The sequence below is a fragment of the Citrobacter sp. CK202 genome (assembly GCF_030333225.1).
GTDB classification, from domain to species: Bacteria; Pseudomonadota; Gammaproteobacteria; order Enterobacterales; family Enterobacteriaceae; genus Citrobacter_B; species Citrobacter_B koseri.
Map to the genome: position 1 here is coordinate 367,281 of NZ_JAOWGI010000021.1, position 24,193 is coordinate 391,473.

A 24,193-nucleotide genomic window follows, 5' to 3' on the forward strand; every position below is an offset into this window, starting at 1 on the left:
CTATATACTGTCCTCTTTTGTGTGGACTAAGCGACAGCAACAATGTTGATGATTACCTCTTTTGCTAACCCCCGCGTGGCGCAGGCATTTGTTGATTACATGGCGACGCAGGGCGTTATCCTGACGATTCAACAACATCATCAAAGCGATGTCTGGCTGGCGGACGAATCTCAGGCCGAGCGCGTGCGGGCGGAGCTGGCGCGCTTTCTGGAAAATCCCGCCGATCCGCGTTATCTGGCGGCAAGCTGGCAGTCCGGTCATACCGGCAGTGGGCTGCACTATCGCCGTTTCCCGTTTATCGCCACATTGCGCGAGAGGGCGGGCCCGGTCACCTGGCTTATTATGATCGCCTGTATCCTGGTGTTCGTTGTGATGAGCATCGTCGGCGCGCAGAGCGTCATGGTGTGGCTGGCGTGGCCGTTTGATCCGTCACTGAAATTTGAGTTCTGGCGCTATTTCACCCATGCGTTTATGCACTTCTCGTTAATGCATATCCTCTTCAACCTGTTGTGGTGGTGGTATATCGGCGGGGCGGTGGAAAAACGTCTGGGCAGCGGAAAACTGATCGTTATTACCGTCATCAGCGCATTGCTGAGCGGTTATGTACAGCAGAAGTTCAGCGGCCCGTGGTTTGGTGGGCTTTCCGGCGTGGTTTACGCGCTGATGGGCTACGCCTGGCTACGTGGTGAACGCGATCCGCAAAGCGGCATATATCTACAGCGTGGGCTTATTGCTTTTGCGTTGATCTGGATTGTTGCCGGGTGGTTTGATGTGTTTGGCATGTCGATGGCGAACGGTGCGCACATCGCCGGGCTGGCCGTGGGGCTGGCGATGGCATTTGCTGACACGGTGAATGCGCGAAAACGAACATGATTGGGGTTGCGCCGGATGGCGGCGAAACGCCTTATCCGGCCTACTAAAAATGCACGGTCGGTAGGCCGGATAAAACGCCAGGCGTCGCCATCCGGCAAAATTCCAGGGAATAACAATGAAACAGACACAACGTCATGACGCTATCATCGAACTGGTAAAAAAGCAGGGATACGTCAGCACTGAAGAACTGGTGGAACATTTCTCCGTCAGCCCACAAACCATCCGTCGGGATCTCAACGACCTGGCGGAGCAGAATATGATCCTGCGCCACCACGGCGGCGCGGCGTTGCCTTCCAGCTCGGTAAACACGCCGTGGCACGATCGTAAAGCGACGCAAACGGCGGAGAAGGAACGTATTGCGCGGAAAGTCGCCACGCAAATCCCCAACGGTTCAACGCTGTTTATCGATATCGGCACGACGCCGGAAGCGGTGGCGCATGCCTTGTTGGATCACAGTAACCTGCGCATTGTGACCAACAACCTCAACGTGGCGAACACGCTGATGGTGAAAGAGGATTTTCGCATTATTCTCGCTGGCGGTGAGCTTCGCAGCCGTGACGGCGGCATTATTGGCGAAGCGACGCTCGATTTCATCTCTCAATTCCGCCTGGATTTTGGCATTCTGGGGATCAGCGGTATCGACAGCGACGGGTCGCTGCTGGAATTTGATTATCACGAAGTACGCACGAAACGCGCGATTATTGAAAATTCACGCCATGTGATGCTGGTTGTGGATCACTCGAAGTTTGGTCGTAATGCGATGGTGAATATGGGCAGCATTAGCCTGGTGGATGCCGTCTATACCGATATGACGCCGCCAGCAGGGGTATTGCAGGTGCTTACCGACCACCATATTCAGTTAGAGTTGTGCTGATCGTGATTGTAGGCCCGGTAAGCGTAAGCGCCACCGGGCAATCATCACACCCCGTACCCCATCATTTTCAAAAGCCTCTGCGCATGTTGTACGGCGTCCTGACGATGCGCGACGCCGAGCTTCTGATATAAATTGCGAATATGCGTTTTGATGGTTGTGGCCGCAACCGCCAGCTCGCCAGCGATTTGCTCGTTGCTGTAGCCGGAATAGATCAGCCCCAGAACCTGCCACTCACGCTGCGTTAGCGGGCTGGTGCGGATCAGCTCTGGTACGTCCGGGTGATTTAACAGCCGCTCCACAAAGCCTTCGTCAAAATGGGCGAACTTATGTCGATGGTGCTGGTTAATTTCCCGCAGGATGCGCTGTGCGCGATGTTGTTCAAGCTCCGGCAGCGTATTCAACTGAATCAACTGACGCAGTTGCTGCGCCATCGCTTCGCCTTCAATCACAAAGTGGCTGATGAAACCGGTACGGTTCGCCAGTTGCAGCGCATCAAGCAACACCCGCTGGGCGTCGTTTTTACGTCCGGCCTGCCAGTACAGCTGATTAAGCAACAGCAGGTTACGGTTAAGATCGCTCATTAAACGCAGGCTACGGGCGTTCTCGTTTAGCTCTTCCAGCACAATCTCTGCGGATTCAAACTCACCCAGCAGGATCTGCGCCCTGGCGATATTACGCCACTGGCCTTGCAGGAAGTGGTTGTTGGCAAATTCTGGTTTCGGCGTATGACGCAGCCAGTTGGCGGCGGACTTCTTATCGCCCGTCATCTGCCAGTAAATCACGCGAACCTTATCGGCATTGGAAATCCAGTCGCTGTGATACTGGCCGTTGCCCAGCAGGTTCTCCAGACGGTTCAACTGCGTGCGGGCATTATCCAGATCGCCGCGCGCCAGCGAGCACTGCACCAGCAGCGCCAGACACTGCAATTGCTGCTGCGGCTGGAATGCGGAAAGCACATCAATACCGCTGCGGGCGGAGGCTTCCGCTTCGTCAAGACGCGCCCATGCCCACAGAAGCTGCGCGCGAATGCGCATCAGGAACTCGTGCATCGGCAACTGTTCGAGATGTTGCTCTTTAATCAGCTGGAACGCTTTCTCCTGGGTTTCCCAGGCGGCCTGCAAAAAGCCTTGGGCGAAGAGAATTTCACTTTGTTGGAGCAGGCTCCAGAGGGCGTAATGCCAGACGTCATGATGACGCGACATTTGCTCAGTTTGCTGCATCAACGACAGTGAACGGGAGAGATCGCCTTTACAGTGCAGCACTTCGCCGTGTACGGAGGTGGCGACAATACGGCTGTAAAACCAGGCGATCGGCAGCTCATCCAGCGCCAGTTTTGCCAGCCGTTCCGCTTCATCCGGGTTGCCGTCGTTAATCGCGACCTGAGCGCGCAGGGCGTTAAATTCCGCATGCAGCGTACCGTCCATCATGCCCTGAATTTCTTGCTCAGCGCGCGCCAGCAGAGTATTCACTTCGCTGTAGCGGTGCTGGCTTTGCATCAGCCATGCCTGCAACAGAACCAGCCGCGGGTTTTCCAGCAAACTTTCCCACGGCAGGGCCTTTAATGACTCTTCCAGCAGCGCCAGCTCACTGTGGTTAAACAGCCCCCACGCATGATTCAGCAGGATATCGCGCAGCATATGCGCATCGCCCGCCGCCAGGGCATGGTGAATGGCTTCGCTGGGGAAACCTTGCGCCATCCAGCTTTCGGCGGCAGCGCGGTGGATATCCGGCAGCTCGGTCGCCAGTTCCCACTGGCAACGCTGACGCAGGAAACTGCCAAACAGCGGGTGATAGCTGAACCATTCGCCCGTATCGTCCATGCGTTGCAGGAACAGCCCCTGACGCTCAATCTCCTCCAGACGCATCTGCCCGTTCTCTTCGCCCGTCACGCGCACGATCAGCGCATCGTTCATCGAACGCAGGATGGCGCTTTTCAGCAGAAAATGCCGGGTACTCACGTCCACGTTGTCCAGCACTTCATCGACCAGGTAATCAGACAGATGGCTGGCGTTGATTCCCGCCAGGCGTCGCGCAGACTGGTGCGCGGAGTTATTGTTCTGGCGGGCGGAAAGGGCGATAAGCTGTAGCGCGGTTGCCCAACCGGCGACGTCGTCGCACATCCGGCTGCTCTCGGCGGCTTCGATAGGCGAGGACAGACGGCGGTCAAAGAACTGTTTTGCTTCCTGATGGTTAAAGGCTAATTGCTGGCTGCCGATTTCCAGCAGCTGATCGCGAACGCGCAGATTAGCGATGCCGAGCTGCGGTAAATTACGCGACAGCACGACCAGCGTGAGATTTTCGGGCTGATGGCGCAGGAAAAAGCGCATCGCGTCGTGGATCACCGGGTTTGTGATCAGATGGTAATCATCAATGACCAGATAAAGCGGGCGATGCCACTCAGCCAACTCAATAAAGAGTTGCGCGAAAAGGGAGGTCAGGCTGACGTACTGGCGTTTTTGCACCATGACTTCACTGGTGGAGCAATGCCCGCCCGTTGCCTGCTGAAGCGCGGCAATTAAATAACTGGCGAATCGCTCCTGCTGGTTGTCGCCTTCATCCAGCGAGAACCAGCCTAACTCGTTTTTCCCGGCTGCCCACTGTGAAACAAGCGTGGTTTTCCCATAGCCCGCAGGGCTTGTTACCAGGGCCAGCCTGAAATTGTTCGCGCCGGAAAGTTTAGCCAACAGGCGCTCACGAACCACCGTATGGTCGAGTCGAACCGGACGACTTAATTTAGACGGAATCAACATAGTAATCACTTCACTGTGAGGAAATGGGGAAATGCGATTTTTTTTGCGCTTCGTAATTAATAGATATAAGGTCGGACAGAAACCGGTTTAATGCAAGCTATGCAAGTTTTTTGTGTGTCTGAATTTGCACTCTGTCACAATTCTAAATATCCATTGCAAGAAACGGTTTAGCACGGTCTGAGTGTGCGTGGAGACTGGGATAGTGCCCGATCCTGCCTGCCCCAAATAATGCCATTTCCTCTGTGTGGTTACTGTGCTTTTTAATGAAAGTCAGGAAGTAATGAACTCAGGGAATTATTCAGGAACGGAAATAACTGAATGGGTTTGATATTTCAGGTTAGAAACTATTTCCGCATTTACATATTCACTTTCAATAAACCTCCGCGATTTAATTATTTGTGTCATCGTGCGTAAAACGGCGTGCAGTCGCAGGTATGCTGTGCGGTAATTCGACGTATTCACCGGCAATCCACTACCTTCAAGTGGCGGCGATCACACTTTTATGCTCATCCCCACTACTCCTCCCTGCCTAATCCCGGGTGGGATGAGGAAGGTCAACATCGAGCCAGGCAAACTAACGATAACGTTGTTTTATTACCTGAGGATTCGGAATTTCTATGTCACAGCCTACCTTCAACAAAGATCACTTTCAGGCTGCCCTGATGCGTCAGTGGCAGCGTTTCGGTTTACTGTCGGCTCATGAGATGACATCTCGCCAGTGGTGGCAGGCCGTTAGCGGCGCACTGGCTGAATTGCTCAGCGCGCAACCTGCGGCGAAACCGGCTAAAAACCAGCGTCATGTTAACTACATCTCGATGGAATTCCTGATTGGCCGCCTGACCGGGAACAACCTGTTGAATCTGGGCTGGTATCAGGCGGTGAGCGATGTGCTGAAAACGCACGACGTCAACCTGACCGACCTGCTGGAGGAAGAGGTTGATCCTGCGCTGGGCAACGGTGGTTTAGGACGTCTGGCGGCATGTTTCCTGGACTCTATGGCGACGGTAGGCCAGTCCGCAACGGGCTATGGTCTGAACTACCAGTATGGGCTGTTCCGTCAGTCTTTTGTCGATGGGCAACAGATGGAAGCGCCGGATGACTGGCATCGCGGTAGCTACCCGTGGTTCCGTCACAATGAACAGCTTGATGTTCAGGTCGGTATTGGCGGTAAAGTGACGAAGGACGGGCGTTGGGAACCGGGTTTTGTGATCGCCGGGCAGGCGTGGGACTTGCCGGTGCTTGGCTACCGGAACGGCGTCGCACAGCCGCTGCGTTTGTGGCAGGCCGCGCATGCGCATCCGTTTAACCTGACCAAATTCAACGACGGCGATTTCCTGCGCGCGGAGCAGCAGGGGATCGACGCGGAAAAACTGACGAAAGTCCTCTATCCGAACGACAACCACACCGCAGGCAAAAAGCTGCGCCTGATGCAGCAGTATTTCCAGTGCGCCTGCTCGGTAGCGGATATTCTGCGCCGTCACCACCTGGCGGGGCGCAAACTGCATGAGCTGGCGGAGTATGAGGTCATTCAACTCAACGATACTCACCCGACCATCGCTATCCCTGAACTGCTGCGCGTGCTGCTCGATGAGCACCAGCTAAGCTGGGACGACGCCTGGGCCATCACCAGTAAAACGTTCGCCTACACCAACCATACGCTGATGCCGGAAGCGCTGGAGTGCTGGGATGAGAAACTGGTGAAAGCGCTGCTGCCGCGCCATATGCAGATCATCAAAGAGATTAATGACCGCTTTAAGAAACAGGTTGATAAAACCTGGCCGGGCGATAAGCAGGTGTGGGCGAAGCTGGCGGTAGTGCACGACAAGCAGGTGCGGATGGCCAATATGTGCGTGGTCAGCGGCTTTGCGGTCAACGGCGTTGCGGCGCTGCACTCCGATCTGGTGGTGAAGGATCTGTTCCCGGAATATCACCAGCTGTGGCCGAACAAATTCCACAACGTGACCAACGGCATTACGCCGCGTCGCTGGATCAAACAGTGCAACCCGGCACTTGCGGCGCTGCTGGATAAGTCGTTGAAGAAAGAGTGGGCTAACGACCTCGATCAGCTGATCAACTTGGAGAAATTCGCCGACGACGCGGCGTTCCGCAAAACGTATCGTGAGATTAAACAGGCGAATAAAGTCCGCCTGGCCGAATTTGTGAAAATGCGCACCGGGATTGAAATCAACCCGCAGGCGATTTTCGATATCCAGATTAAGCGCCTGCACGAATATAAGCGCCAGCACCTGAACCTGCTGCATATTCTGGCTCTGTACAAAGAGATCCGCGAAAATCCGAAAGCAGACCGCGTGCCGCGCGTGTTCCTGTTTGGCGCAAAAGCGGCGCCGGGCTACTATCTGGCGAAAAACATCATCTTCGCCATTAACAAGGTGGCGGAAACCATCAACAACGACCCGAAAGTCGGCGATAAGCTGAAAGTGGTCTTCCTGCCGGACTACTGCGTTTCGGCGGCGGAAATGTTGATCCCGGCGGCGGACGTCTCTGAGCAGATCTCTACTGCCGGTAAAGAAGCCTCCGGCACCGGCAATATGAAGCTGGCGTTGAACGGCGCGCTGACGGTCGGTACGCTGGATGGGGCGAACGTTGAGATCGCCGAACAGGTCGGGGACGAGAACATCTTTATCTTCGGTCATACCGTGGAAGAGGTGAAACGGCTGAAGGCCAAGGGCTACGACCCGGTGAAATGGCGTAAGAAAGACAAAGTGCTGGACGCGGTGCTGAAGGAGCTGGAAAGCGGCAAATACAGCAACGGCGACAAGCACGCTTTTGATCAGATGCTGCACAGCATTGGCAAACAGGGGGGCGATCCGTACCTGGTGATGGCGGACTTTGCCGCCTACGTTGCGGCACAAAAGCAGGTGGACGTGCTGTATCGCGACCAGGATGCCTGGACCCGGGCGACGATCCTGAACACCGCGCGTTGCGGGATGTTCAGCTCGGATCGCTCCATCCGCGATTATCAGGCTCGTATCTGGCAGGCAAAACGCTAAGGAAGCGCCATGGAACGCAAACGTCTGGATAATGCCGCGCTGGCGGCGGGGATCAGCCCCAATTACATCAATGCCCACGGTAAACCGCAGTCGATTGGCGCCGAAACCAAACGGCGTTTGCTTGATGCGATGCACCGCGCCACCGCCGCCACGAAGGTGGCGGTAACGCCAGTGCCGAATGTGATGGTGTATACCGCAGGCAAGAAGATGCCGCTGGCGGTAGAAGGCAGCGGCGATTTTAGCTGGCTGCTGACCACCGAGGAGGGCGTACAGCACAAGGGGCACGCCACCGGCGGTAAAGCCTTTACGCTTCCGGCAAAGCTGCCGGAGGGGTATCACACGCTGACCCTGACTCAGGGCGAACAGCGCACGCACTGCCGGATCATCGTGGCGCCGAAACGCTGCTATGAGCCGCAGGCGCTGCTGACCGGGCAGAAGCTATGGGGAGCGTGCGTTCAGCTTTATACCCTGCGTTCGGAAAAAAACTGGGGTATTGGCGACTTTGGCGATCTCCAGTCGATGCTGACGGATGTTGCGAAACGCGGCGGCGCATTTATTGGCCTGAACCCGATTCACGCCCTCTACCCGGCAAACCCGGAGAGCGCCAGCCCGTACAGCCCCTCATCCCGCCGTTGGCTGAATGTCATTTATATCGACGTGAATGCCGTTGACGATTTCCGGTTGAGCAAAGAGGCGCAGGCCTGGTGGAACATGCCGGCGACGCAGCAGACATTGCAGCGCGCACGGGACGCCGAATGGGTTGATTATTCTGCTGTTACCGCGCTGAAAATGACCGCCCTGCGGATGGCATGGAAAGGTTTTGCGCTTCGTGATGACGAGCAGATGGCGGCGTTTCGCCACTTTGTCGCCCAGGAAGGCGACAGCCTGTACTGGCAGGCGGCATTTGACGCGCTGCACGCGTATCAGGTGAAGGAAGATGAGTTGCGCTGGGGCTGGCCGGTCTGGCCGGAAGCGTATCAGTCAGTGAACTCGCCGGAAGTGAAACAGTTCTGTGAAGATCACCGCGATGAGGTGGACTTTTACCTCTGGTTACAGTGGCTGGCGTATACCCAGTTTGCCGCCTGTTGGGCGGTATGCCAGGGTTATGATATGCCGATTGGCCTGTATCGCGATCTGGCAGTAGGGGTTGCGGAGGGCGGGGCGGAAACCTGGTGCGACCGTGAGCTGTATTGCCTGAAAGCGTCGGTGGGCGCGCCGCCGGATATCCTCGGCCCGCTGGGGCAGAACTGGGGACTGCCGCCGATGGACCCGCACATCATCGCCGCTCGCGCCTATGAGCCGTTTATTGAACTGCTGCGCGCCAATATGCAGAACTGCGGCGCTTTGCGTATCGATCATGTTATGTCGATGCTGCGTCTGTGGTGGATTCCTTACGGTGAAACGGCGGATCACGGGGCGTATGTGCATTACCCGGTGGACGCCCTGCTCTCTATTCTGGCGCTGGAAAGTAAACGTCATCGCTGCATGGTGATTGGCGAAGATCTGGGGACGGTGCCGGTGGAAATCGTGGGTAAACTGCGTGACAGCGGCGTTTACTCGTATAAAGTGCTCTATTTCGAGAATGATCATGAGAAGAACTTCCGCGCGCCGAAAGCGTACCCGGAACAATCAATGGCAGTCGCGACGACGCATGACCTTCCTACGCTGCGTGGCTACTGGGACAGCGGCGACCTGACGCTCGGCAAAATGCTGGGGCTTTACCCGGATGAAGTGATATTGCGTGGGCTGTATCAGGATCGTGAGCTGGCGAAGCAGGGTCTGCTGGACGCGCTGCACAAATACGGTTGCCTGCCGAAACGCGCGGGGCATAAGGCGTCGCTGATGTCGATGACGCCGATCCTCAACCGTGGAATGCAGCGTTATATCGCGGACAGCCATAGCGCATTGCTGGGGTTGCAGCCGGAAGACTGGCTGGACATGGCGGAGCCGGTCAATATTCCAGGCACCAGCGACCAGTACAAGAACTGGCGGCGCAAGTTGTCCACGACGCTTGAGAAGATGTTTGCCGATGACAAGGTGAATAAACTGCTTAAGGATTTGGACAAGCGGCGAAAAGCGGCCGCGAAGAAGAAGTAAAAAAAACCGGGAAATTCCCGGCTTTTTTATGATGACAACACGTAGGCCTGATAAGCGCAGCGCCATCAGGCAATTCTGGCGCACATTGCCGGATGGCGGCTTTGCCTTATCCGGCCTACAGGCCGTCTCGGTTACACCACCATTCCCAGCAGCAGACACCCAATCAGGCCGCAGACGGAGATAATGGTTTCCAGCATTGACCAGGACTTGATGGTTTCGCCGATGGTCAGGTTGAAATATTCTTTGAACAGCCAGAAGCCTGGATCGTTTACGTGAGAGAAAATGACGCTACCGGAACCGACGGCGATAACCATCAGCTCAGGGCTTACGCCCGTCGTTGCAATCAGCGGCGCCACGATACCACCCGCGGTAATCGCGGCCACGGTGGCAGAACCGAGCGCGATACGCAGTACGGCTGCGATGGACCACGCCATGAACAGCGGAGAAACGTTGGTTTCGTTCATCATGGACGCGATGTATTTGTCTACGCCGCTATCAACCAGTACCTGCTTGAATGCGCCGCCGCCGCCGATGATCAGCAGCATCATCGCGATGATTTTGATTGAGGAACCCAGCGTGTCGTTAATCTGATCCATTGAGCGGCCACGGTTCAGACCGAACGTGAACATCGCAATCAGTACCGCAATCAGCGTTGCCATTACCGGGTCGCCAAAGAACTCAGCAACCGGCAGGAAGGCATGACCTTTTGGCAGCACCATTTCTGCAACGGCGCGCATGGCCATTAAAATAACCGGCACCAGAGAAGTCCAGACGCTGACGCCAAAGCCAGGCATCTCTTCTTCAGTAAAGTTTTTTGCGCTGTACAGACCTTCCGGGATCGGCTTATCGATGCCTTTCAGGAAGCGGGCAAATACCGGGCCTGCGAGAATTACGGTCGGGATAGCCAGAATCGTACCGAACAGCAGGGTTTTACCCATATCGGCGTGGAAGATCGTGGCGATAGCGGTCGGGCCCGGGTGCGGAGGCAGGAAGCCGTGGGTAACGGACAGCGCTGCCGCCATCGGTACGCCGACATACAGCAAAGGAATGCTGGCCGCCGCTGCGATGGTGAATACCAGCGGCAGCATCAGCACGAAGCCCACTTCATAGAACAGTGCGAAACCTACCGTAAAGCCGGTTAATACCACTGCCCACTGGATGTGTTTTTTACCAAATTTGGCAATCAGCGTGGTCGCGATGCGCTGTGCACCGCCGCAGTCTGCCAGCATTTTACCCAGCATGGCGCCGAAACCCATAATCAGGGCGAGGCTACCAAGAGTACCACCAACACCAGCTTTAATAGAGCCAATGACTTTATCCAGCGGCATTCCTTGCATCAATCCAACAGCAAGTGCCACCAGGACGAGAGCGATGAAACCGTTCATTTTGAAGCGGATCATCAGGAGTAATAACAAAATTACACCGATAGCGACGATGACTAATGGCATGATTTACCTGGCCTTTCATTTGTTATGGGTAACGTCGGTGTGTCGACGAAAAATTCCGCTTGTCCCAACCGGGAACAGAAGCGTAACGGCACCAATACTGATTGACTTTAACACTATCTGGTTTAGTCGGCTGTTATGGGGATGTTTGGTGCCCATATGAATGATACGGGTAACATATAGCGATTGAGAATCACCCTGGCAGGCAAAATTTAAATTATGAGAGGCAGGTCATGTTATCGAAGGGGAAAAGCGGAAGATATCATCACGCCGGATGGCGGCGTAAATGCCTTATCCGGCCTACGGGATGTACATTGTAGGCCCGGTAAGCGACGCGCCACCGGGCAAAACGCCGGATGGCGGCGTAAACGTCTTATCCGGCCTACGGGATATACATTGTAGGCCCGGTAAGCGACGCGCCACCGGGCAAAACGCCGGATGGCGGCGTAAACGCCTTATCCGGCCTACGGGATATGCATTGTAGGCCCGGTAAGCGACGCGCCACCGGGCAGAATCTTAGTAGTAAGAGTGCTCGCCGCGCTGGTGTTCGGTCAGATCGCGAACGCCTTTCAGCTCAGGGAATTCATTCAGCAGCTGCTTCTCGATCCCTTCTTTCAGGGTCACATCGACCATCGAGCAACCGTTACAGCCGCCGCCAAACTGCAAAATGGCGTAGCCTTCGTCGGTGATCTCCATCAGAGAGACGCGACCGCCGTGACCGGCAAGCTGCGGGTTGATCTGCGATTGCAGCATGTACTCCACACGTTCCATCAGCGGCGCATCATCAGCAACCTTACGCATTTTGGCGTTTGGCGCTTTCAGCGTCAGCTGAGAACCCAGCTGATCGGTGACGAAATCGATCTCGGCATCTTCCAGATACGGCGCGCTCAGTTCATCAACATAAGCGGTCAGCAGGTCAAATTTCAGGGCAGTGTCGCTTGCTTCCACGGCGTCCGGCGGACAATAAGAAACGCCGCATTCAGCGTTAGGCGTACCGGGATTGATCACAAATACGCGGATTTGTGTCCCTTCTTCCTGATTTGCCAGCAGTTTGGCAAAGTGCGCTTGTGCAGCATCGGAAATATGGATCATAGTAATGGCCTAATAGTTGACTATTTTACTTGGTTATAATACGCCCATCATCGAGGCTCTACAAGGTTCGACACAGGCACCATACCTGGACAGTCGCCGCGCCGTTGCGCAAAAGCAGCTGCGCGATCTCCGCGACGGTACTTCCGGTAGTGACGACATCATCCACAATGACCATATGGAGTCCCTGTACCGGCAATTCAAGGCGAAACGCATTTTTCAGGTTATGTTTGCGCAATCGGGCGCTGAGATGGTGCTGAGTGGCGGTGGCGCGAAGGCGCGTGACGCTTCGGCTGTCCCAGCCGCAGCCCAGCCAGCGCGCCAGGGGGCGACACAGCAGATCGCTTTGGTTAAATCCCCTGCGCCAGTGACGGCGCTGCCAGAGCGGCACGCTGACTAAGCGATCCGGTAGCGGAAGCGTCGATGCGCGGTGCGCGTGTAAGACTTCCAGCAACAGCAGGCGTGAAAGGGCGGCGGCGACGTCGCTGCGGCGAGAGAATTTTAGCTGGTGGATAAGTAAACTCAGCGGCGGTACGTAGTCGCTGACCGTCACCAGACGCTGCCACGGCGGGGGTTTTTGCAGACAACGCCCGCAGGGAATGGCGGTGTGCGCAGCGGGTAATCCACACTGCGGGCACAGACTGACGCGGCGACGCGCCGCTCTCGTGCAAACCGAACAAATCCCCCAGTGACTCAACGCCAGCGGCATTCGGCATAGCCAGCATAATCCCGGTACTGTTAGCATATGTTCATCCTTGTTAGCCAAAAGAGAACAGTAACTGATGAATGACATCTGGTGGCAGACTGAAGGTCAGGGAAATTGCCATCTTGTGCTGCTGCACGGATGGGGACTGAATGCGGAAGTGTGGAATTGCATTCGTGAGGAACTCAGCGCGCATTTCACGCTGCATCTTGTCGATTTACCCGGATTTGGCCGCAGCCAGGGTTTTGGCGCGATGTCGCTGGAGCAGATGGCGAAGCATGTGCTGAAACAGGCGCCTGATAAAGCCGTCTGGCTTGGCTGGAGTCTGGGAGGGCTGGTGGCGAGCCAGGTGGCGTTAACCCATCCTGAACGCGTTCAGGCGCTGGTGACCGTCGCGTCATCGCCCTGTTTCAGCGCTCGCGAAGCGTGGCCGGGTATTAAGCCGGATATCCTGGCGGGATTTCAACAGCAGCTCAGCGAAGATTTCCAGCGTACGGTGGAGCGTTTTCTGGCGCTGCAAACGTTAGGCACCGAAACCGCGCGTCAGGATGCCCGCACGCTGAAAAGTGCCGTGCTGGCGTTGCCGATGCCGGAGGTTGCGGTGCTGAACGGTGGGCTGGAGATATTGAAAACGGCCGACCTGCGCGAGCCGCTTAAATCGCTGACCATGCCGTTCCTGCGTCTGTATGGTTATCTGGATGGTCTGGTGCCGCGCAAAGTCGTGCCGATGCTGGATGCCGCATGGCCGGAGAGTGAATCGCAGGTGTTTGCAAAGGCCGCCCATGCGCCGTTTATTTCGCATCCCGGCGAATTTTGTCAGGCGTTGATGGCGTTAAAGCAGAAGATATAATTATTGTCTATGCAGTGCCGGATAGCGGCGTAAACGCCTTATCCGGCCTACAGGTTAGCTACCGTTCGCCATCCGGCAAAACGTTAACGCAACGTCCACCACTCCCGGAGACAGGCTTTTCCTTCCGGGCAGCTTTTGCAGCTACCGGACAGGCAGCCGTCGGGATCTTCCTGAATCCGCACGGCCCTGCCCATATTCTCCAGCTGATTCAGCATCGCGTCGATCATCGGCTGCGGCGTATGCAGCGTGCGGCTAATCTGCATTGCCTCCATACGCCCCTGCAAAGCCAGTAAATCACGAACCTGAATAAGTGACGCCATTGTTCTCAACCTTAGTGACAGTTACCGGCAGGGCTTGCGCAGCAGGCGCTGGCCGTTTTACGCGTCGCCAGCAGTTCGATATCCACCCGGCTGCGAGCGCGCCGTAACAGCCCCAGCACCACGATGTTAAACAGGATGACCGCCAGAATGCAGACCAGGCTATAGGTCGGATGCTGGCTAAAGCTTGCAACCTGATAGAACAGGGTAGACAGCGAGTAGGCGATATTCAGCCCCCACAGAATCGAGAAGCTCATCCAGCCTCGGCTGGATTCACGCGCGATAGCCCCCATCACCGAGATGCACGGTACATACAGCAGAACGAAAATCAGATAGCTGTATGCGGCAGCGGCGCTGCCAAACTTCGCGTCCATCACGCCCATCGCCCCGGTCGCCATTTCACCGTCGCCTTTGCTGGCTTCGATTGGGTTAGCCAGTACGCTAAGGCTGAAGGTGTCTTTCAGGCTTTGCCAGGTTTCATCGACCGCGCCCAGCAGCTCGTCGCCGAGATGGAAGTCAGCCGGATTAAACTCTTCTTCCTGAATATTTTCAGCGGTATAGAGGGTGTTCAGCGTCCCTACCACCACCTCTTTCGCCATTGCGCCAGTGAACAGGCCAACGGTCGCCTGCCAGTTATCTTCATGAACGCCAATCGGTTTAAAGACAGGCGTAATCACGCGGCTGATGGACGCGAGCGCAGAGTCGTTGATGTTATCGACGATTTTTCCGCTCAGGGAGAAGCTGTTAAACGCGCTGAGGAAAATACTGACGATGATGATGACCTTACCGGCACGCAGCACAAAGCCTTTCAGGCGTTGCCAGGTCTGGATCACCAGGCTTTTGATGTGCGGCACATGGTAGACCGGCAGTTCCATCACGAACGGAGAGGCTTCGCCGCGCATAATCGTGTGTTTAAGCATCAGGCCGGTCAGTACCGCCATCACGATACCCAGCACATACAGCGAGAAAACCGCCAGCGCGCCGTTTTGCCCAAAGAACGCGGCGGCAAACACGGCGAAAATCGCCAGACGTGCGCCGCAGGACATAAACGGCGCCATCATAATAGTCATCAGACGTTCACGCGGCGCGTCCAGGGTACGGGCGCCCATCACGGACGGGACGTTACAGCCAAAGCCGACAATCAGCGGCACGAACGATTTACCCGGCAGCCCCAGCGCCTGCATCAGACGGTCCATAACGAACGCCGCGCGCGCCATGTAGCCGGAGTCCTCCAGGAAAGAGAGGAACAGGTACATCATGCCGATCTGCGGCACCAGCGGCAGAACGGTATTGATACCGCCGCCCAGCCCCTGCGCGAGGAAAATGGTGAGCCAGTCCGGGAAGTGCAGCGTGTAGCCGATCCACTGGATGCCGTGAATAAAGAGCGCCACGGAACCCACGTCGAACAGCGGTTGCAGCGCGCCGCCAATGTTAATGGCCAGCAGGAACATCAGGTACATGACGAACAGGAAAATCGGCAACCCGAGGAAACGGTTCAGGATGACCTTATCTACCGCTGCGGTGAAACGGCTGGGTTCCGCCGTCAGGGTGTTGCTGACCACGTCGCAAATCGCGGCGATGCACTGATAACGCGCATCGGCGATGTGCAGCGCCGGGTCATCCATCTCTTTGCTCAGGCGAGTGAGCGACGCCTCAAGGTTTTGCGCGGCATTACCGGCGTAAACGCGGCTGTAGATATCGCCTTCCAGCATCTGCAAGCCTAGCCAGCGGCGCTGTTGCGCCGGCATATCCGCCGCCATGACGTTGGCCAGCGATTCGGCCTCGCGCAGCAACGGCCGGGCATAATGTACCAGCTCAACGTTTTCGTTTTCTTTATAGCGATCGATAGCCAGTTTCAGGGCTTCAATCCCACGGCCGCGTGTGGAAACCAACGGCACAACCGGGCAACCAAGGCGTGCGGACAGCGCGTCGATATCAATGCGAACCTGCTGTTTCTCCGCGATGTCGAGCATGTTGAGCGCCACAATGCAGGGAATGCCCAGCTCAAGCAGTTGCAGCGTCAGGTAGAGGTTGCGCTCAAGGTTAGAGGCATCCACCACGTTGATCAGCAGGTCTGCGTCGCCGCTCAGAATGTAATGGCAGGCGATTTGTTCATCGAGGGAAGTTTGTGACGAAATGGTGGTCAGTGAATAGGTGCCGGGTAAATCGACCAGCGTGACCTGATGGTCGGTTGTTGCGAACTGACCTTCTTTGCGTTCAACGGTAACACCCGCCCAGTTCCCCACACGCTGACGCGCGCCGGTGAGCTGGTTAAATAATGTTGTCTTGCCGGAATTTGGATTACCAATTAAACCAATGGTTAATTTTTTCATTTTTATAGACTCACCGAATTAACAGGAAACCGCTTCCACTTCTAATAACGCCAGATCTTTCTTACGTAATACCAGGCTCACGCGGCGAGTTTCGATATGAATAGGATCGCCTAATGGGGCGACGCGCACTACGTTAAATGAAGAACCTGGCAACATGCCGAGTGAAAGCAGTTTCTGACGATATGCCGGGCTGATTTCATGGGAAAAGCCGGTAATTTTCCACGCCGTGTCTGGAATGAATTGCATAGGGGGCCTACTTGTTTCTCGCTAACTGGACGTATACCTCATGCGCGCTCAGGAGGCGGCATAAGACCAGATGATTAGCCAACGAAAGAAAGATTAAATAATCAACAAGACAATGATAATGAGAATGGTTTTTATCATCAATGATTAAAATGTGACGGAATGTAGAAATGGATAATAAATTGAGTCAGTTTTGACATGGCTCAACATTTATTCGTCTTAAAAAGAACGTGTTGATTTAAACATTATTCAGCGTTGCTAATGTTTAATTAAGGTTTCATCTGTTAATGAATTGATAATTACCAGTGCTGGCAACAGGCGGGTAATGAATTAAGCAATTTAATTCGTAAGATTTAATTGTTAATTTCAAATATAACGGCCGGATGGCGGTATAGATACCTCATCCGGCCTACAAGCATAAGGCTTGATTAGCGTTTTTTACCCATTGCGGCCGCCAGCGCGTCCATCATGGCGCTGTTGCCCGCAGGCTGCGCGTCACGACCACGCGGCTTCGCCGCTTTTGCCGCCGGGCGGTTGCCCTGGGCGCGATCGTTGCCGCCGCCGCGACGGGCGTTGGTTTCACCCGGCTGTTCGTCCAGACGCATGGTCAGCGCGATGCGCTTACGTTGCAGGTCAACCTCCAGCACTTTCACCTTCACGATGTCGCCCGCTTTCACCACGGTGTGTGGATCTTCGACGAACTTATTCGACAGGGAAGAGATGTGCACCAGACCGTCCTGATGTACGCCGATATCCACAAACGCGCCAAAGTTGGTGACGTTGGTTACGGCGCCTTCAAGAATCATGCCCGGTTGCAGATCGTTCATGGTTTCTACGCCATCAGCAAACTGCGCGGTTTTGAACTCTGGACGCGGGTCGCGGCCCGGTTTTTCCAGCTCTTTGATGATGTCGGTAACGGTTGGCACGCCGAATTTGTCGTCGGTGAAATCCACCGCTTTCAAATTGCGTAGCTCGCTGCTGTTGCCCATCAGCGCTTTCAGCGCCTGTTGGGTGGCGGCAAGAATACGCTCGACCACCGGGTAGGCTTCCGGGTGAACGGTAGAGGCATCCAGCGGGTTATCGCCGTGGTTGATGCGCAGGAAGCCCGCGCACTGTTCAAAGGCTTTCGGCCCCAGACGGCTCACTTTCAGCAACTGCTGGCGGTTCTGGAACTGACCGTTTTCATCACGCCAGGCGACGATATTCTGCGCCATCATGCGCGTTAATCCTGCCACGCGGGTCAGCAACGGTACGGACGCGGTATTGAGATCGACGCCGACGGCGTTTACGCAGTCTTCCACAACGGCATCCAGCTTACGGGCAAGCTGGGTCTGGCTGACGTCGTGCTGATACTGGCCGACGCCGATGGATTTCGGATCGATTTTCACCAGCTCCGCCAGCGGGTCTTGCAGACGACGGGCGATAGAGACTGCGCCGCGCAGCGAAACGTCCAGATCCGGGAACTCCAGCGCCGCCAGCTCGGAAGCGGAATACACCGATGCTCCGGCTTCGCTGACGATCACTTTCTGCGCCGTCACTTTCGGGAACTGTTTCTGCACGTCGAGGAAGAAGCGCTCGGTTTCTCGCGATGCCGTGCCGTTACCAATCGCCACCAGCTCAACGTTGTGTTTTTCGCACAGCGCGGCAACCGCCACCGCAGCTTTAGCTGCCTGACCGGTATGTGGATAAATGGTGTCGGTGGCGACCAGTTTACCGGTGCCGTCCACTACGGCGACCTTCACGCCGGTACGCAGACCCGGATCGAGACCCATAGTCGCGCGCAGGCCAGCAGGCGCCGCCATCAGCAGATCGTGGAGGTTGCGGGCAAAGACGTTAATGGCTTCATCTTCCGCGCGTTCACGCACGGTGCCCATCAGTTCGGTTTCGAGATGCATCAGGACTTTGATACGCCATGTCCAGCTCACCACGCCTTTGCGCCAGCTATCCGCCGGGGCGTTGTTCAGACGCAGGCCGAGGTGATCCTGGATGATCTGCTCGCAGTGGCTCTCTTTGGGCGGCTCATCGAATTGCGGGTCGGCATTCAGCGACAGTTGCAGCACGCCTTCGTTGCGGCCACGGAACATCGCCAGCGCACGGTGTGAAGGGACGGTGGCGATCGGTTCGTGATGATCGAAATAGTCACGGAATTTCGCCCCTTCCTCCTCTTTGCCGCTTACGACGGTCGCGACCAGGTGGGCGTTCTTCCACAGATAATCGCGCACTTTCGCCAGCAGCGCTGCGTCTTCGGCAAAACGCTCCATCAGGATATAGCGTGCGCCATCAAGGGCTGCTTTGGCATCCGCCACGCCGTTGTCAGCGTCGATGTATTTTGCCGCTTCCGTTTCCGGGGTGTGGGACGGGTCTGTCCACAGCAGGTCAGCCAGCGGTTCAAGTCCGGCTTCGATGGCGATTTGCCCGCGCGTGCGACGCTTGGGTTTGTAGGGCAGGTAGAGGTCTTCGAGTTCGGTCTTACTTAACGTGCCGTTGATGGCGTTAGCCAGCTCATCGGTCAGCTTGCCTTGCTCGGAAATGGACTTGAGAATGGCCTGACGTCTGTCTTCCAGTTCACGCAGATATCCCAGACGGGTCTCCAGATTACGCAACTGCGTGTCATCCAGCCCGCCGGTGATCTCCTTACGATAACGTGCGATAAACGGCACGGTATTCCCTTCGTCAAGCAGGCGAACGGCAGCGTCTACCTGTTCGGCGCGTGCCTGAATTTCACCCGCGATAATGCGGCAGAAAGAATCATTCATCATGGATTTAGTTTCATCTGAGTAAAAAATCAGGGGATAGTTATACGGATTGACTGGCAAAATTGCCAGTCATCAGCGGGGGCTTCGGATTGTTCCGGCGCTATTTTACGTATTCGATCTCATTAACGTACCAGCTGGCCTCGCCGGCGGGCGTGTGTACTACCGCGAGATCGCCCACTTCTTTTTTCAGCAACGCCCGCGCCATAGGCGAGTCGATGGAGATGTAATCCTTACGACCGAAAATTTCATCGTAGCCGACGATGCGAAAGCGGCGGATATCGCCCTCATCGTTTTCGATCTCCACCCACGCGCCGAAGAACACTTTGCCTTCCTGCTGCGGGGAATAATCGACGATTTTCAGGTTTTCCATGCATTTGGTCAGATAACGAACACGACGGTCGATCTCACGCAGGCGCTTTTTATTATACTGATAGTCGGCATTTTCGCTGCGGTCCCCAAGACTCGCAGCCCAGGTCACTTTTTTGGTGACTTCCGGGCGCTCTTCCCGCCAGAGATAATTCAGCTCGTGTTTGAGTTTTTCGTACCCTTCCCGGGTAATCAGGGGCGTTTTCATCTCGTTGATTTACCTTTGACTATTTGGCGATGCGCACAATACGTATTACGTGATCGCCGCAGCAGAATAAATAATGTGTCGCAAGATTAATTGTATACTTAAGCTGCTGTTAAATATGCTTTGTAACAATTTAGCCTGGAATTTATACCAGAATTCGCTGGTGACGAACGTAAGCTTTTTTAAGAATACACACATTCAATTGTTGCGAACCTTTGGGAGTAAAACAATGCAAGAGAATTATAAGATTCTGGTGGTGGATGACGATATGCGCCTGCGCGCGCTACTGGAACGTTATCTGACCGAGCAGGGCTTCCAGGTTCGAAGCGTGGCAAACGCCGAGCAAATGGATCGTCTGCTGACCCGTGAGTCCTTCCATCTTATGGTACTGGACCTCATGCTGCCTGGCGAAGATGGCCTGTCAATTTGCCGCCGTCTGCGCAGCCAGAGCAACCCTATGCCGATCATCATGGTGACGGCGAAGGGCGAAGAAGTGGACCGCATTGTGGGTCTGGAGATCGGTGCTGACGACTACATTCCGAAGCCGTTCAACCCGCGTGAACTGCTGGCGCGTATTCGCGCTGTGCTGCGCCGTCAGGCGAACGAACTGCCGGGCGCGCCTTCGCAGGAAGAAGCGGTAATCGCTTTCGGTAAGTTCAAGCTGAACCTCGGCACCCGCGAAATGTTCCGCGAAGACGAACCGATGCCGCTCACCAGCGGTGAATTTGCGGTACTGAAAGCGCTGGTCAGCCACCCGCGCGAACCGCTCTCCCGCGATAAGCTGATGAACCTGGCGCGCGGTCGTGAATACTCTGCGATGGAACGCTCCATTGATGTGCAGATCTCCCGTCTGCGCCGCATGGTGGAAGAAGATCCGGCGCATCCGCGTTACATTCAGACCGTCTGGGGACTGGGCTACGTCTTTGTACCGGATGGTTCTAAAGCATGAGGCGAATGCGCTTCTCACCGCGAAGTTCATTTGCCCGCACGCTACTGCTCATCGTCACCTTGCTGTTCGTCAGCCTGGTGACGACTTATCTGGTGGTGCTGAACTTTGCGATTCTGCCGAGCCTCCAGCAGTTTAATAAGGTTCTGGCCTACGAAGTTCGTATGCTGATGACCGACAAGCTGCAACTGGAGGACGGCACGCAACTGGTGGTGCCGCCTGCGTTCCGCCGGGAAATCTATCGTGAGCTGGGGATTTCTCTCTATTCCAACGAGGCTGCCGAAGAGGCCGGGCTGCGTTGGGCGCAACACTATGAATTCTTAAGCCATCAGATGGCGCAGCAGCTGGGCGGCCCGACGGAAGTACGCGTTGAGGTCAACAAAAGCTCGCCGGTGGTCTGGCTGAAAACCTGGCTGTCGCCCAATATCTGGGTGCGCGTGCCGCTGACGGAAATCCATCAGGGCGATTTCTCCCCGCTGTTCCGCTATACGCTGGCGATTATGCTGCTGGCGATAGGCGGCGCATGGTTGTTTATTCGTATCCAGAACCGACCGCTGGTCGATCTTGAACATGCCGCGTTGCAGGTGGGGAAAGGCATGATTCCGCCGCCGCTGCGCGAGTATGGCGCGTCGGAGGTGCGCTCTGTGACCCGCGCCTTCAACCATATGGCAGCAGGCGTGAAGCAACTGGCTGATGACCGTACCTTGCTGATGGCGGGGGTGAGCCACGATTTGCGCACACCGTTGACGCGTATCCGCCTGGCTACCGAAATGATGGGTGAAGAGGACGGCTATCTCGCGGAGTCCATTAATAAGGACATCGAAGAGTGCAACGCCATTATCGAACAATTCATCGATTACCTGCGTACCGGTCAGGAAATGCCGATGGAGATGGCCGATCTGAATGCCGTGTTGGGTGAGGTTATTGCGGCGGAAAGCGGCTACGAGCGGGAAATTGATACCGCGCTGCAACCGGGCAGTATTCAGGTGAAAATGCATCCGTTGTCGATTAAACGCGCGATCGCCAATATGGTGGTCAACGCCGCCCGTTATGGCAATGGCTGGATCAAGGTCAGCAGCGGTACGGAACCGCATCGCGCCTGGTTCCAGGTTGAGGACGATGGGCCGGGCATTAAGCCGGAACAGCGTAAGCACCTGTTCCAGCCGTTTGTGCGTGGCGACAGCGCGCGCAGCACCAGCGGCACCGGGTTGGGGCTGGCGATTGTGCAGCGTATTGTGGATAACCATAACGGTATGCTGGAGATTGGCTCCAGTGAGCGCGGTGGGCTTTCTATTCGCGCCTGGCTGCCGATTCCGGTCGCTCGCGTACCGGGTTCGACGAAAGACGCATAAGAAAAGGGAGGCGAAATGCCTCCCTTTTTGTTTCCCAGCGCCCGGTGGCGCTACGCTTACCGGGCCTACAACAGCGTGTGCTCCGTAGGCCGGATAAGGCGCAGCCGCCATCCGGCATTGCGCCCGGTGGCGCTACGTTTACCGGGCCTACAACAGCGTATGCTCCGTAGGCCGGATAAGGCGCAGCCGCCATCCGGTGTGTTTTTTTACAGCTTCGGCCCGGCGCTGACCAGCGCTTCACCGGCTGGGGTATCGGTGTATTTCTCGAAATTCTCGACAAACAGTTTCGCCAGCGCGGTGGCTTTTTCCTGCCACTGTTCCGGTGACGCGTAGGTGTTACGCGGGTCAAGAATACGTGTCTCTACGCCCGGCAGCTCGGTCGGGATCGCCAGGTCAAACATCGGCAGATTAAAGGTTTCCGCATTATCCAGAGAGCCGTTCAGGATGGCGTCGATAATCGCGCGCGTATCTTTGATGGAAATACGTTTGCCCGTGCCGTTCCAGCCGGTGTTTACCAGATACGCCTGCGCGCCGGATGCCTGCATGCGTTTGACCAGCACTTCAGCGTACTGCGTCGGGTGCAGCGACAGGAACGCTGCGCCGAAGCAGGCAGAGAAGGTTGGCGTCGGTTCGGTAACGCCGCGCTCAGTACCGGCCAGTTTAGCGGTAAAGCCAGACAGGAAGTGGTACTGCGTCTGGTCAGCCGTCAGGCGAGAAACCGGCGGCAGCACGCCGAAAGCGTCGGCAGTCAGGAAGATGACTTTGGTTGCATGGCCCGCTTTTGATACCGGCTTAACGATGTTATCGATATGATAAATCGGGTAGGAGACGCGGGTGTTCTCGGTTTTGGAACCATCGTCGAAATCGATGGAGCCATCTTCGCGAACGGTGACGTTTTCCAGCAGCGCATCGCGACGGATAGCGTTGTAGATTTCCGGTTCGGCTTCTTTAGACAGCTTGATGGTTTTCGCGTAGCAGCCGCCTTCAAAGTTAAACACGCCGTCGTCATCCCAGCCGTGTTCGTCATCGCCGATCAGACGGCGTTTCGGGTCGGTGGAGAGGGTGGTTTTCCCGGTGCCGGAAAGCCCGAAGAAGACCGCGACGTCGCCTTTCTCGCCCACGTTGGCGGAGCAGTGCATGGAGGCAATGCCTTTCAGCGGCAGCAGGTAGTTCATGACGGAGAACATCCCTTTTTTCATTTCGCCGCCGTACCAGGTGCCGCCAATTAACTGAATGCGTTCAGTCAGGTTGAAGGCCACGAAGTTTTCAGAGTTCAGCCCCTGTTCTTTCCACTGCGGGTTGGTGCATTTCGCGCCGTTCATCACGATAAAGTCTGGTTTGAAATCCACCAGTTCTTCGTCCGCAGGACGGATGAACATGTTTTTGACAAAATGCGCCTGCCAGGCGACTTCCGTGATGAAGCGAACGGAGAGACGAGTATCCGCGTTAGCGCCGCAGAAGGCGTCAACGATGAACAGGCGTTTGCCGGAGAGTTGCTGAGTTACCAGCCCTTTCAGGTGCTGCCAGGTTTCCTGGGACAGCGGTTTGTTGTCGTTCTTGCCTTTGCCTTTGTCGGACCACCAGAGCGTGTCACGCGTGGTGTCGTCACGGACAATGTATTTATCCTTCGGCGAACGTCCGGTAAAGATACCAGTATCAACGGCAACGGCGCCCAGATTCGTTAATACGCCGCGCTCGTAACCTTCCAGAGTAGGATCGAGTTCCTCCTGGTACAGCAGGTCGTAGCTGGGGTTGTAAACGATATCCTGAACGTCATTGATACCATAAGCCTTGAGATCTTGCGGGGTTAAGCTGTTAACGCGCATGTCACTACTCCTTAGCCAATATGTATTACCTGAAATTGTAGGGTTTTTTAGGGTTTGTTAACCGCGACGAGGCTCATAGATTTACGTATCTGGACAAAATCACGATTGACCGAAAACGCTGTGACTCCTGTCACGAAGCGGCGCTTATTATGGCAGA

Annotated in this window: 17 protein-coding genes; 7 read left to right on the forward strand and 10 right to left on the reverse strand. The window is 55.8% G+C overall.

The window, feature by feature from the left end; translation table 11 throughout:
- The first annotated feature begins 42 nt into the window (after positions 1-42).
- Both glpG and OGX84_RS07405 read left to right on the forward strand, forming a co-directional pair.
- Positions 43-873 (forward strand): rhomboid family intramembrane serine protease GlpG, encoded by an 831-nt coding sequence (gene glpG, locus OGX84_RS07400; RefSeq protein ID WP_012135528.1) that lies wholly within the window; start codon positions 43-45, stop codon positions 871-873.
- A gap of 115 nt (positions 874-988) precedes the next feature.
- A complete protein-coding gene (locus tag OGX84_RS07405) occupies positions 989-1,747 on the forward strand; it encodes a DeoR/GlpR family transcriptional regulator (protein ID WP_012135527.1) in 759 nt (252 codons plus the stop codon).
- A 44-nt stretch (positions 1,748-1,791) separates the two neighbouring features.
- Here OGX84_RS07405 and malT read toward each other — a convergent pair whose 3' ends face one another.
- The gene (gene malT, locus OGX84_RS07410; RefSeq protein WP_012135526.1) at positions 1,792-4,497 is read right to left on the reverse strand and encodes an HTH-type transcriptional regulator MalT; all 2,706 of its coding nucleotides are present in this window, start codon (positions 4,495-4,497) and stop codon (positions 1,792-1,794) included.
- A 617-nt stretch (positions 4,498-5,114) separates the two neighbouring features.
- Here malT and malP point away from each other — a divergent pair.
- Together malP and malQ are read left to right on the forward strand one after the other, a co-directional pair.
- Positions 5,115-7,508, forward strand: a complete 2,394-nt coding sequence (gene malP / locus OGX84_RS07415) for a maltodextrin phosphorylase (RefSeq protein WP_071259349.1) — start codon at positions 5,115-5,117, stop codon at positions 7,506-7,508.
- Between the two features lie 9 nt (positions 7,509-7,517).
- Positions 7,518-9,605, forward strand: coding sequence for a 4-alpha-glucanotransferase (gene malQ / locus OGX84_RS07420; protein ID WP_112001447.1), 2,088 nt, complete (start codon positions 7,518-7,520; stop codon positions 9,603-9,605).
- 131 nt (positions 9,606-9,736) lie between these two features.
- Here the strand turns inward: malQ and gntT are convergent, their stop codons facing one another.
- From gntT to gntX, 3 genes are all read right to left on the reverse strand, one after another.
- A complete protein-coding gene (gene gntT / locus OGX84_RS07425; RefSeq protein WP_012135522.1) occupies positions 9,737-11,053 on the reverse strand; it encodes a gluconate transporter in 1,317 nt (438 codons plus the stop codon).
- Between the two features lie 513 nt (positions 11,054-11,566).
- Positions 11,567-12,142, reverse strand: coding sequence for a Fe-S biogenesis protein NfuA (nfuA, locus tag OGX84_RS07430; protein ID WP_012135521.1), 576 nt, complete (start codon positions 12,140-12,142; stop codon positions 11,567-11,569).
- A gap of 58 nt (positions 12,143-12,200) precedes the next feature.
- Positions 12,201-12,884, reverse strand: coding sequence for a DNA utilization protein GntX (gntX, locus tag OGX84_RS07435; RefSeq protein WP_112001448.1), 684 nt, complete (start codon positions 12,882-12,884; stop codon positions 12,201-12,203).
- Positions 12,885-12,921: 37 nt separating this feature from the next.
- On the opposite strand from gntX, the gene bioH reads away from it, so the two are divergent.
- Positions 12,922-13,692, forward strand: a complete 771-nt coding sequence (bioH, locus tag OGX84_RS07440; protein ID WP_012135519.1) for a pimeloyl-ACP methyl ester esterase BioH — start codon at positions 12,922-12,924, stop codon at positions 13,690-13,692.
- An 83-nt stretch (positions 13,693-13,775) separates the two neighbouring features.
- Here the strand turns inward: bioH and feoC are convergent, their stop codons facing one another.
- The 5 genes from feoC to greB all read right to left on the reverse strand — a co-directional run bounded on the left by feoC (position 13,776) and on the right by greB (position 19,915).
- A complete protein-coding gene (gene feoC / locus OGX84_RS07445; RefSeq protein WP_012135518.1) occupies positions 13,776-14,012 on the reverse strand; it encodes a [Fe-S]-dependent transcriptional repressor FeoC in 237 nt (78 codons plus the stop codon).
- An 11-nt stretch (positions 14,013-14,023) separates the two neighbouring features.
- On the reverse strand, positions 14,024-16,342 hold the full coding sequence (gene feoB, locus OGX84_RS07450; RefSeq protein WP_112001449.1) for a Fe(2+) transporter permease subunit FeoB: 2,319 nt from the start codon (positions 16,340-16,342) through the stop codon (positions 14,024-14,026).
- A gap of 18 nt (positions 16,343-16,360) precedes the next feature.
- On the reverse strand, positions 16,361-16,588 hold the full coding sequence (feoA, locus tag OGX84_RS07455; RefSeq protein ID WP_012135516.1) for a ferrous iron transporter A: 228 nt from the start codon (positions 16,586-16,588) through the stop codon (positions 16,361-16,363).
- A 425-nt stretch (positions 16,589-17,013) separates the two neighbouring features.
- Entirely contained in the window at positions 17,014-19,344 is a 2,331-nt protein-coding gene (locus OGX84_RS07460; RefSeq protein WP_012135515.1) for a Tex family protein, read from the reverse strand.
- 97 nt (positions 19,345-19,441) lie between these two features.
- Positions 19,442-19,915 carry a transcription elongation factor GreB gene (greB, locus tag OGX84_RS07465; protein WP_012135514.1) on the reverse strand — a complete coding sequence of 158 codons (474 nt, stop codon included), beginning with the start codon at positions 19,913-19,915 and terminating at the stop codon, positions 19,442-19,444.
- A gap of 226 nt (positions 19,916-20,141) precedes the next feature.
- Here greB and ompR point away from each other — a divergent pair, with 226 nt between their 5' ends.
- A complete protein-coding gene (ompR, locus tag OGX84_RS07470; RefSeq protein WP_001157751.1) occupies positions 20,142-20,861 on the forward strand; it encodes an osmolarity response regulator transcription factor OmpR in 720 nt (239 codons plus the stop codon).
- Positions 20,858-22,210, forward strand: a complete 1,353-nt coding sequence (gene envZ / locus OGX84_RS07475) for a two-component system sensor histidine kinase EnvZ (protein WP_012135512.1) — start codon at positions 20,858-20,860, stop codon at positions 22,208-22,210. Before ompR ends, envZ begins: the two co-directional genes overlap by 4 nt.
- 206 nt (positions 22,211-22,416) lie before the next feature.
- On the opposite strand, the gene pckA is transcribed toward envZ, so the two are convergent.
- Positions 22,417-24,036, reverse strand: a complete 1,620-nt coding sequence (gene pckA, locus OGX84_RS07480) for a phosphoenolpyruvate carboxykinase (ATP) (RefSeq protein ID WP_012135511.1) — start codon at positions 24,034-24,036, stop codon at positions 22,417-22,419.
- Positions 24,037-24,193: the final 157 nt, after the last annotated feature.